Origin of the sequence: Pseudomonas sp. IT-P258 (genome assembly GCF_949767825.1) — a bacterium.
GTDB classification, from domain to species: Bacteria; Pseudomonadota; Gammaproteobacteria; order Pseudomonadales; family Pseudomonadaceae; genus Aquipseudomonas; species Aquipseudomonas monachiensis.
Genome location: NZ_CATKPU010000021.1, coordinates 167,474 through 179,096, shown reverse-complemented (window position 1 = coordinate 179,096; position 11,623 = coordinate 167,474). Strand labels below are relative to the sequence as shown.

General features: G+C 62.5%; 7 protein-coding genes. All 7 read right to left on the bottom strand.

All coding sequences use genetic code 11. From position 1 onward, the window contains the following. Positions 1 to 19: 19 nt before the first annotated feature. On the bottom strand, positions 20 to 2,203 hold the full coding sequence (yccS, locus tag ACM6G4_RS08050; protein ID WP_414913443.1) for a YccS family putative transporter: 2,184 nt from the start codon (positions 2,201 to 2,203) through the stop codon (positions 20 to 22). Between the two features lie 218 nt (positions 2,204 to 2,421). Beyond that, entirely contained in the window at positions 2,422 to 3,600 is a 1,179-nt protein-coding gene (locus tag ACM6G4_RS08045) for an NAD(P)/FAD-dependent oxidoreductase (RefSeq protein WP_414913442.1), read from the bottom strand. Positions 3,601 to 3,753: 153 nt separating this feature from the next. Continuing rightward, on the bottom strand, positions 3,754 to 5,091 hold the full coding sequence (dbpA, locus tag ACM6G4_RS08040; RefSeq protein ID WP_236709710.1) for an ATP-dependent RNA helicase DbpA: 1,338 nt from the start codon (positions 5,089 to 5,091) through the stop codon (positions 3,754 to 3,756). A 105-nt stretch (positions 5,092 to 5,196) separates the two neighbouring features. Beyond that, a complete protein-coding gene (gene mdtD, locus ACM6G4_RS08035; protein WP_056726548.1) occupies positions 5,197 to 6,624 on the bottom strand; it encodes a multidrug transporter subunit MdtD in 1,428 nt (475 codons plus the stop codon). A 176-nt stretch (positions 6,625 to 6,800) separates the two neighbouring features. Next, positions 6,801 to 8,138 carry a TldD/PmbA family protein gene (locus ACM6G4_RS08030; protein WP_414913441.1) on the bottom strand — a complete coding sequence of 446 codons (1,338 nt, stop codon included), beginning with the start codon at positions 8,136 to 8,138 and terminating at the stop codon, positions 6,801 to 6,803. Continuing rightward, on the bottom strand, positions 8,138 to 9,580 hold the full coding sequence (locus ACM6G4_RS08025) for a TldD/PmbA family protein (protein WP_414913440.1): 1,443 nt from the start codon (positions 9,578 to 9,580) through the stop codon (positions 8,138 to 8,140). The genes ACM6G4_RS08030 and ACM6G4_RS08025 overlap by 1 nt, the downstream gene beginning before the upstream one ends. 278 nt (positions 9,581 to 9,858) lie before the next feature. Further along, positions 9,859 to 11,559, bottom strand: a complete 1,701-nt coding sequence (gene betA / locus ACM6G4_RS08020; RefSeq protein WP_223541340.1) for a choline dehydrogenase — start codon at positions 11,557 to 11,559, stop codon at positions 9,859 to 9,861. Positions 11,560 to 11,623 lie beyond the last annotated feature (64 nt).

Here is an 11,623-nt window from a genome sequence, read left to right as displayed (position 1 = left end):
AGACCAGGCACCACAAATCTCAATCTTCACTGGTGTCCTTGATCAGATGCGCCGCCAATGTCCTCAACGGCCCCAACTGCCGGCAGATCAGTGCCAGTTGCGTCTGTACCAACCGCTGCCCTTCATCGATTTCATCAGGCATCTGTTCCAGTTCATTGGCCAGTGCTTCTTCTTCATCGCTCTGAATCTCGATCGAAGACTTGCTCGCCAGTCCTTGGGCGATCGCGTCGATGCTGGCGGCCAGTTTCACCCCGGCCCCTTCGATCAAGTGCTCACGCATGTCCGCCGGCAGTTGGGTTTCCCGGTGCGCGCCCAGGCCCGACAGGTAACTCAGTAACGTGTGTGACAGCACCAGGAAGCGGAAGCCTACGTCCGCTTCCTTTCGGAAATGCCCCGGCTCCATCAGCATGTTGGCCAGTGTGGTCGACAGCGCCGCGTCGGCGTTGTGCGCGTTGCGGCGGGCCAGGCGGTAAGCCAGGTCGTCGCTTTTGCCCGCCGCGTATTGCTGCATGATCTGGCGCAGGTAAATGCTGTTGCAGGCCAGGGTGTTGGCCAGCACCTTGTTCAGGCGTCGGCCTTGCCAGTCCGGCAGGAACAGGAACACCGCGAGGCCAGCGATCAGGCTGCCGAGCAAGGTGTCGAACAGCCGGGGCAGGAACAGCCCGTAACCGTCACCCACCTGGTTGAAGCAGAACAGCACCATCAGGGTGATCGCGGCCGTCGCCAGGGTGTAGCGGGTGGTGCGGTTGGTAAAAAACACCACCCCGGCGGCGATGGCGAAACACGACTGGATCAGCGGGTTCGGGAACAGGTCGAACAGCGCCCAGGCCAGGGTCAGGCCGATGGCGGTGCCGATGATCCGTTGACCGAGTTTGCGGCGGGTGGCGCCGTAGTTCGGTTGGCAGACGAACAGCGTGGTGAGGATGATCCAGTAGCCTTGGGACGGGTGAATCAAATGCACCATGGCGTAGCCGATGCTCAACGCCAGGGGCAATCGCAGGGCATGGCGAAACAGCAGCGAGGTTGGCGTCAGTTGCGTGCGCAAGCGCAGCCACACGTCCTTGAGGCTGCGCGGCGAGCGGTCGAGCAGGCTGCTGTCGGTGGCATCGGCCAGGGCGTCGGGGTTGCTGGCATCGCTGAGCAGGCGGTCGAGGGTGCCGAGGTTGGCCGCCAGTGCCCGCAGTGAACGCAGCAAACCGCGCCAGGCCGGGTTGCTCTGGATGCGCAGGTGTTCGAGGGAGGCATCGAGGTCGCTCAGGGCCTCGGCGAAACTGGCGTCATAGGTGAACGGCTGGCGCATCTGGATCGATTCGGCCAGGGCCCGGCAGGCCTTGCCTTGCTGGCGCAACAGGCGTTGGCAGCGGAACAGCACGTCGCTGTGGAAGAAGGCGTCGGCCAGGGCGTTGTAAGGGTAGTGCGACGAACTGGCGCGCTCGTGGATGTCCTGGGCGAGGAAGTACAGCTTGAGGTAGCGGCTGACTTTCGACCCCGGGCGCCCGTTGCCGACCCGGTGCAGGATGATCTCCTTGGCGGCGTTCAGTGCCGCCACCACCCGGCCGTTCTGCTGGGCCAGTTCCAGGCGCCGAGCCTCCACGTCCATCTGCCGGATCGGCTCGAACAACGAGGATTTGAGCTTCAGGTAAAAGCCCAGTTCGCGGAACAACCGTGCCAGGCTCTGCTGCACCGGCTGATTGGAAAACAGCGCCTGCCACAACACTGACAGCACGCCGTACCAGGCTGCGCCTGCCACCAAAAGCAGGGGCTCGTGCCAGAAGTCGGTGACCGCGCCCCCACGCTGGTCCACGCCGATCATGGTGTAGACCGAAAGGATCAACGTCGCCGAGGCAATCGCGCCATAACGTTCGCCCAGGGCGCCGAGCATGGTCAGGCAGAACGCGGCCAGGGCGAAGGCAATGATGAAGAGGTAGGGGTAGGGGAAGAGCAGTTCGACGGAGAGGGCGGCAACCGCGAAGCACACCAGCGTCACCGCCAGCGCGTTGAGACGGCCCTGCCAGCTGTCGTCGGTCTCGGCCAGGGCGCTGGCGATAATCCCCAGGAACAACGGGATCAGCAGGCCCATTTCATCCTGATACCAACACAGCGCCATGGTGCCGGTCAGGGCAATGAACACCCGCACGCTGTAGCTGAATTTATCCAGCGCCCAAAGGCGACGCAGAGACTGGCGGAACGAAGTCGATGACATGAAATGCGAAGGCCTTCCGAGGCAATGACGCTAAATTGAGCCACTAATGACGCCGACGCAATGGCGTCGATCACATCAGATAGCAAAATCTGTTCCTTTCCTGACTGAAATACGGTCCCTGTAGGAGCTGCCGCAGGCTGCGATCTTTTGACTTTGCTTTTCAAGATCAAAAGATCGCAGCCTCGTTTCACTCGGCAGCTCCTACAAGAACGGTGCGATCAGACGTACTGCGCAGCGGCGTAACCGGAAGCCCAGGCCCACTGGAAGTTGAACCCGCCCAGATGCCCGGTCACGTCCAGCACTTCGCCGATGAAGTACAGCCCCGGGCTTTTCAGCGATTCCATGGTCTTGGACGACACTTCATTGGTGTTGACGCCGCCCAGGGTCACCTCGGCAGTGCGATAGCCTTCGGTGCCGGCGGGCACGACTTTCCAGCTCGCCAGTTTCTCCGCGATATCGGCCAGTTCCGCGTGGGTGTACTGCTTCATCGGTTTGGAGACGAACCAGTTGTCCGCCAGCAGGTTGGCCATCTTCTTGGTGAAGATTTCACCGAGCAGGGTTTTCAGCTCGCTGTTTGGACGTTCGGCCTGTTGCTGTTGCAGCCATTCCGGCACGTCGTGATCCGGCATCAGGTTGATCTCGACGGTATCGCCGGACTCCCAGAACGACGAGATCTGCAAGATCGCCGGGCCGCTGAGGCCGCGGTGGGTGAACAGGATATTCTCGCGAAAGCTCTGGTCGTTGCAGCTCACCAGGCAATCCACCGACGTACCGGACAGCTCGGTGCACAAGGCCTTGAGCTGATCGGTGATGGTGAATGGCACCAGGCCGGCGCGGGTCGGCAGCAGTTCGTGGCCGAACTGTTTGGCCACCTGGTAACCGAAGCCGGTGGCGCCCAGGGTCGGGATCGACAGGCCGCCGGTGGCGATCACCAGGGATTCGCAGGTGATCTGGTCAAGCGTCGTGTCCAGCAAATAGCCATTTTCGAGCTTCTCGATGGTCTGGATCGAGGTGTCCAGGTGCAGGCTGACGCCGACCTGATCGCACTCGTTGAGCAGCATCTCAAGGATGTCGCTGGATTTGTTATCGCAGAACAGCTGGCCGAGTTTTTTCTCGTGGTACGGCACGCCGTGCTTGGCGACCATGCCGATGAAATCCCACTGGGTATAGCGGGCCAGGGCGGATTTGCAGAAGTGCGCGTTCTGCGAGAGGAAATTGCTCGGCTCTGTGTACATGTTGGTGAAATTGCAGCGGCCTCCGCCCGACATCAGGATTTTCTTGCCGGCCTTGTTGGCATGGTCCAGCAGCAACACCTTGCGCCCACGCCCGGCGGCGGTCAGTGCACACATCAACCCTGCGGCGCCAGCGCCAATGATCACGACTTCGGTAGAGCGCAAAACGGTGTCCTCTTGATGTATCACCACAAAACCAATGTGGGAGCGGGCTTGCTCGCGAAAGGGCCATCACATTCAACATCAATGTCGACTGATAAACCGCTTTCGCGAGCAAGCCCGCTCCCACAGGGGGATCTTCGTTGGGTCGAAGATCGCTTACAAAATACGAACGCGCAACGAACGGCCCTTGATCTTGCCGTCGTTCAAACGCTGCAAGGCCTGCTTGGCAACGCCGCGCTCCACGGCCACATAGGCCTGGAAGTCGAAAATCGCGATCTTGCCGACCTGGGCACCGGGGATGCCGGCGTCACCGGTCAGTGCGCCAAGAATGTCGCCCGGACGAACCTTGTCCTTACGGCCGGCAGCGATGCACAGGGTGCTCATCTGCGGCAGCAGCGGACCACCACCCTTGGAGGTGAGGTTGTCCACCTGATCCCAGGTCAATGGTGTCTTCTGCAATTGTTCGATGGCCTGGGCGCGCTGCGCTTCGGACGGCGCCACCAGGCTGATGGCGAGGCCTTTCTCACCGGCTCGGCCAGTACGGCCGACGCGGTGGATGTGGATTTCCGAATCGCGGGCCAGTTCGACGTTGATCACCATGTCCAGCGAGTCGATATCGAGGCCGCGGGCGGCGACGTCGGTCGCCACCAGCACTGAAGTACTGCGGTTGGCGAACATCGCCAGCACCTGGTCGCGGTCACGCTGTTCCAGATCGCCGTGCAGGCCGACGGCGGAAATGCCTTTGGCGGTCAGGTGGTCGACGGTTTCCTGAACCTGCTGCTTGGTGTAGCAGAAAGCCACGCAGGAGGCCGGGCGGAAGTGGCCAAGGACCTTGGTCACCGCACTCATGCGGTCATCCGGAGAGATCTCGAAGAAGCGCTGCTCGATCTGCGTGTCGTCGTGGAACGCTTCGGCCTTCACTTGCTGCGGGTTGCGCATGAACTTCGAGGCCAGCTGCTTGATGCCTACCGGGTAGGTGGCGGAGAACAGCAGGGTCTGGCGACGCTCCGGGGCCTGCATGATGATTTCTTCGATGGAATCGTAGAAACCCATGTCGAGCATGCGGTCGGCTTCGTCGAGGATCAGGGTGTTCAGGCCGTGGAGTACCAGCGAACCCTTGCGCAGGTGCTGCTGGATGCGTCCCGGGGTGCCGACGATGATGTGCGCGCCGTGTTCCAGCGAAGCGATCTGCGGGCCGAGGGACACGCCGCCGCACAGGGTCAGGACCTTGATGTTGTCTTCGGCGCGGGCCAGGCGACGGATTTCCTTGGCGACCTGGTCAGCCAGCTCGCGGGTCGGGCACAGGATCAGCGCCTGGCAACCGAAGTAGCGCGGATTGATCGGGTTCAGCAGGCCGATGCCGAAGGCAGCGGTCTTGCCGCTGCCGGTCTTGGCCTGGGCGATCAGGTCCATCCCCTTGAGGATCACCGGCAAGCTTTGCGCCTGGATCGGCGTCATCTGGGCATAACCGAGGGAGTCGAGGTTAGCCAGCATGGCGGCGGACAGCGGCAAAGTATTAAATTCGGTGGCGATGGTGGTCACGGGACTGGCCTGCAAAACAAAATGTCGCGCAGTGTACCAGCCCAGTGGCCATTCGCCCTAAGGCTCTATGTGTTCTTCCGGACGTTTAACACGCCGTCCGTCATTCCGTGACAGCTGGGAAAAGATCGTCGCGGCCAACATTGCCATGATTCCTACGGTCACGAAGGTCAATTGGAATGCCCCCAAAACCGTGTCCACGCCATCATTGCCAATCTCCGCCGTAAAGCCACCGAGCAATGCACCCGCGCACGCAACCCCCAGGCTCAGGGACAATTGCGCGACCACCGACAGCAAGCTGTTGCCACTGCTGGCGCTGGCATCGTCGAGGTCGATCAGGGTCACGGTGTTCATCGCAGTGAACTGCAAGGAGTTGATCGCGCCAAGGATCGCCAGCTGGCACAGCAGCAGCCAGTACGGCGTCTGCTCGCTGACCAGGCCCATGCTCGCCAGCATGATCCCCAGGGCCAGGGTGTTGCCGGTGAGCACGATGCGGTAGCCCAGACGCTCGATCAGCGGCCGCGCCACCCACTTGGCGATCATCGCCGCCGCCGCCAGCGGCAGCATGCTCATCCCGGCCTGGGACGGCGAATAGCCCAGCGCCACTTGCAGCAGCAACGGCACCAGAAAGGGCAGGGCGCCGCTGCCGAGACGGGCGAACAGGTTGCCGAGAATGCCCACGGCAAAGGTCCGGGTCTTGAACAGCGACGGCGCGAACAACGGGTTCTCGATATGCCCGGCGCGCAGCCAGTACGCCGCCAGGCACGCCATGCCGCCGAACAGCAGCAACATCACCCGCAGATGCGGCAGGTGCAATTCGCCCAGGCCTTCCATGGCGATGGTGATCAGAATCATCGCCGCGCCAAACAGCACGAAGCCCAGGCTATCGAAGCGCGTGCGCTCGGAACCGCGCAGGTCCGGGATGAATTTCCACACGGCGTAGCAACCGACCAGCCCCACCGGCAGGTTGATCAGGAAGATCCAGTGCCAGGTCAGGTATTGCACCATCCAGCCGCCCATGGTCGGGCCGATCAAGGGGCCGAGCAGCCCGGGAATGGTGATGAAGCCCATGATCCGCACCAGCTCCGAACGCGGGTAGGCGCGCAGCACCACCAGCCGCCCAACCGGCAGCATCAATGCGCCGCCCAGGCCCTGGATCACCCGGGCACCGATCAGCATGCTCAGGCTGCTCGACAATGCGCAGAGCAGCGAGCCGAGGCTGAACAGCAAAATCGCACTGAAGAAGATTTTCCGGGTGCCAAAGCGGTCGGCGATCCAGCCGGACGCGGGAATCAGCAAGGCGACGGTGAGCATGTAGGCGATGATCACGCCCTGCATGCGCAGCGGATCTTCGGCCAGGTCCCGGGCCATGGCGGGCAGGGCGGTGTTGAGGATCGTCCCGTCGAGGGACTGCATGAAGAAGGCAATGGCGACGACCCAGGGTATCCAGCGGGCGGTCACGGCGTCGAGAGGCGGGCGGTTGGGCATGGGACCTCTGAGTCAGATAGTGCTCGGTCCCTGTGGCGAGGGAGCTTGCTCCCGCTCGGCTGCGCAGCAGTCGTAAATCCGGTTTGTGTGGTCTTTCAGGTGAACCGGACTTGCAAGTTTTGGGGCTGCTTCGCCGCCCAGCGGGAGCAAGCTCCCTCGCCACAGGTGTGTTGTGTTTACAGGGTCAGGGTCAATCGGCTGACCAACGCCCCCGGCAACAACGCCGACGCCGTCGCTCGCTGACTATAGGTACTCGCCGACAACAACAACTCCCGCTCCTCGGTCAAGGCTTCCAGTTGCGAACCGAGCAGGCTGAAGGCGCTGTCATCGAAGCGCATGGTGTTGACCGGCGCCTGGATCTCGCCGTTCTCGACCCAGAACGTGGCAAACCGGGTCATGCCGGTCAGGCGTGCGGCCGGTTGATCCGAGAAGTTCAGGTACCACAGGTTGCTGATGTACAGCCCCGTGCCCAGTTGCTTGAGGATGTCCGCGTCAGGCAATGCCCCGGCTTTCATGTTCAGCGCGCTCGGTGACTCACCGCCGCTGGCGCCATTGGCGGTCAAGCCGTATTCGGCGGCGCTGCGCGAACTGACCAGTCGTGCCCCGGCCTTGCCGTCGACGATCAACTTAAGATCGCTGCGTGGATAACCCTCATCGGAAAACGCCGGGCTCAGCGAGCCGCTGACTTTTTCATCCAGCGAGACCTGCGGGCTGAACGCGCTGTCGCCACCGTAGAGCTTTTGCAGCGGGCTGCTTTTGCTGGCGATCGACTGTGCCGAGAAACCACCCCAGCACAGCATGCCCATGATTTCTTCCAGCGCCGCCGGTGCCAGGTAAGCGCGGTACTGGCCGGGCGGCAAAGTGCGCAGCGGCCGGCCCAGAAACTCAAGCTGCTCGCGGGCCTGCTGGAAGCGTCTGGCAAAGCCTTCGCTATTCCAGTCGTGCCCGGCGTAACTGGCTTTCACGGCCTGGCCATTCTCGTGGAACAGGCTGAAGTCGAAATTGAAACTGTTGGCCTGATGCCAGCCGAAGGCGCCCGAAGAACTGGCAAAGCCACGACTGATAGGGCCGGCGGCGTAGAAACCGACAAGATCCAGACCTTCGGCGGCCTGGGTGATTTGCGCGACTACCTCCTCGGTGTCCGGCAGCGGATGCGATTGCACGTTGTTGCTCTGCCAGCCGTTGTGGTTGAGCAGCAAATAAGGATCCTGAGGCAGCAGCGGCAAGGTTTCCCGCAGCTGTTGCAGGCCTTCGGTCAAACGTTGCAGATCAACCTGGGGATCGCCGCCCAGGGTGATGTTCAGGTCGGCATGGCGGCCTTCGTTAATCAGTTTCAGGCCGATACTCGCCTGCTGCACCTGACCGGCCTGACGCACCCTGGCGTGGTTGAAACGCACGAAGGCCGACGACTCGGCGGCGTAGCTGAGGGTGAACTGCTCGGGCTCGCGCAGGGCTTCACGCAGGCTGTTGACCAGCGCCTTGAACGACGCGGACTGGCTGTTTGAAGGATTCATCAGGCGTCTCCTCCGAATACATCAACATTGCTGAACACGCAGGCCGGTGACGCGTGGCCGACGCGGATCACCTGGTTCGGTTCGCCCTTGCCGCAGTTCGGTGTGCCGAGGACCTTCAGGGTACTGGCATCGCCGACGGCGCTGAGGCTCTTCCAGAATTGCGCGGAGATGCCCCGGTAATTGGGGTTCTTCACCACACCCTTGAGTTCGCCGTTTTCGATCAGTTGGCCCCATTCGCAGCCGAACTGGAATTTGTTGCGCGCATCGTCGATCGACCATGAACGGTTGGTCGACATCAGCACGCCGTGTTCGATACCGCCGATCAGTTGTTCGATGGACTGGTCGCCCGGCTCGATGTTGAGGTTGGCCATGCGGTCGATCGGCGGGCGGTTCCAGCCACAGGCACGGCTGTTGGCGACGCCGTCCACGCCCGCACGAAATTGCGACAACGCACCGCCCAGCGGGCGCAGTAGCAGGCCTTCGCGGATCAGGAACTGTTTGCTGGCAGGCGTGCCGTCGTCGTCATGGCTGTAGCTGGCGAGTTCCTCGGGGATGTCCGGGTCGAAGGACACGTTGAGCAGGCCGGAACCGTATTGCAGGCGCCCGAAATCACTGGCTTTGACGAAGCTGGTGCCGGCGTAGTTGCGCTCGTCGCCGAGGATGCGGTCCAGCTCCAGCGGATGGCCGATGGACTCGTGGATTTGCAGCATCATCTGGTCGGGCATCAGCAACAGGTCGCGCTTGCCTTGCGGGGTGTTCGGCGCCAGGAGCAATTGCAGGGCCTGATCGGCCACCTCGGCACCGGCACCGATCAGGCCGCAGCGGCTGATGACGTCCGCCGCGCCTTGCTGGCCGAAGTTCTCGCGGCCAAGGCTGCGGGTCTGGCTGTCGTTGCCGTCGTAGGCCGTGACGTCCAGGCCGGGGTACACAAAGCGTTGGGCCTGGCGAAGTTCGGCACCGGCGCTGTTGAGGTAGATCTGCTCGACGTGGGTGATACCGAGGCTGACCTGCCAGTTCACCAGGCGGTCGTCCTTGGGCACGGCGGCGGATTCGGCGCCGAGCAACTGGTAGCACTCACTCAGGGACGGGAAGGCCTGGTCGAGGTTAGGTGAGAAGTAATCGGCGCGGTCGCTGGAAACAGCTTGTTCGCGCAGGTCCAGCAAGGCGTGGGGCTTGAGTCGACGGGCCTGGAGTTCGGCGCGTTCGAGGGCGGCTTGCAGGCCTTGTTGCGACAAATCGTTGGTGGCCGCATAGGCCTCGACGCCATTGACCCGCACGGTCAGCATCGCCCCTTCGTCACGGCTCAGGCTCGGCGGTTCGGCGACGTTCTTGCGCACCGACAGGTACTGCCCGGACTCGCGTACATAACGCAGGGAAAAGAATTCGGCACCCGTGCGCAAGGCAGCGAAGCGCTGCTTGAGCTGGGGGTAAAAATCGAACATTCGTGAACCTCCTGGGTATGGAGTGGCGATGGAGCGGTGCTGCGAGGGGAGAGGTGAAACGATTGCGTGGCGCTAGATTAGGCCTGCAAGGGGGGAGGGATCAAGGATGGAGCGGTCTAGAGCGGTGGATACTTTGGGAGGGATGGTGGCTGACAGGGCCCCTTCGCGAGCAAGCCCGCTCCCACATTTAATCCCGGGTGTTCACAAAATCTGTGTCCACTGGAGATCAAGTGTGGGAGCGGGCTTGCTCGCGAATAGCCGTAACGGGGGTTAACGCCTTAAGCGATCTGGCTCACTTCCCGCACCGGCTTGCCCTTCACCGGCGCTTCACCCGCCACATAGTAAGTGGCGGTGCTGCGCGGCAACGGCTTGCGGCCACGGATCTTGTCGGCGATTTTCTCGGCCATCATGATCGTTGGTGCGTTGAGGTTGCCGGTGGTGATGATCGGCATGATCGAGGCATCGACCACGCGCAGGCCTTGCATGCCATGCACGCGACCTTCGCCATCGACCACGGCCATTTCGTCGGTGCCCATCTTGCACGAGCAGGACGGGTGGAACGCGGTTTCGGCGTGTTCGCGGATGAACTTGTCCAGTTGCTCGTCGCTCTGCACGTCGATACCCGGGCTGATTTCGCGACCACGGAAGGCGTCCAGTGCAGGCTGCTGCATGATTTCACGGGTCAGGCGGATGCCGTCGCGGAATTCCTGCCAGTCCTGCTCGGTGGCCATGTAGTTGAACAGGATGCTCGGGTGCTGGCGCGGGTCCTTGGACTTGGCCTGGATGCGCCCGCGGCTCGGCGAACGCATGGAGCCCATGTGCGCCTGGAAGCCGTGCTCTTTCACGCCGTTGCTGCCGTTGTAGTTAATCGCTACCGGCAGGAAGTGGTACTGGATGTTCGGCCATTCGAATTCCGGACGGGTACGGATGAAACCGCCGGCTTCGAACTGGTTGCTGGCGCCGATGCCGGTGCCGTTGAACAGCCACTCGGCACCGATGGCCGGCTGGTTGTACCAGAGCAGCGACGGGTACAGCGAGACCGGTTGGGTGCAAGCGTATTGCAGGTACAACTCAAGGTGATCCTGCAGGTTTTCACCGACGCCCGGCAGGTCGTGGACCACCGGAATGTCGAGCTTGTTCAGCAGTTCGGCCGGGCCGACGCCGGAGCGTTGCAGGATCTGCGGCGAAGCGATGGCGCCGGAGCACAGCAGCACTTCCTTGCGCGCCTTGACCTCAACGCGCTCTTCAGCGGCGCCGACCAGGTAACGCACGCCGACCGCACGCTTGCCTTCGAACAGGATCTTGTCGGTCAGGGCATGGGTGACGATGGTCAGGGTCGAACGCTTCTTGGCCACGTCCAGATAACCACGGGCGGTGGAGGCACGACGACCTTTGGGTGTCACGGTGCGGTCCATCGGGCCGAAGCCTTCCTGCTGGTAGCCGTTCAAGTCTTCGGTACGCGGGTAACCGGCCTGCACGCCGGCTTCAACCATGGCGTGGAACAGCGGGTTGTTGCCGGCTTTCGGCGTGGTCACGCTGACCGGGCCGTCGCCACCGTGGTAGTCGTTCGGGCCGATGTCGCGGGTTTCCGCTTTACGGAAATATGGCAGGCAATCCAGGTACGACCAGTCTTCCAGGCCTGGCAGTTTCGCCCAGCCGTCGTAGTCCATGGCGTTGCCGCGGATGTAGCACATGCCGTTGATCAGCGAGGAACCACCCAGGCCCTTGCCGCGACCGCATTCCATGCGACGGCCATCCATGTGTGGTTCTGGATCGGTTTCGTAGGCCCAGTTGTAGCGACGGCCTTGCAGCGGGAACGCCAAGGCGGCCGGCATCTGCGTACGGAAGTCGAAACGGTAGTCCGGGCCGCCCGCTTCGAGCAGCAGGACGGTGACGCCTGCGTCTTCGGTCAGACGGGTCGCCAGGGTGTTACCGGCCGAGCCGGCACCGATGATGATGTAGTCGAATTCTTGGGACATTGAATGCACCCTCTTTGATGTTGGTCAGGTCTGGCCTGACGAGTGCTGCGCACTCGATTCGCGA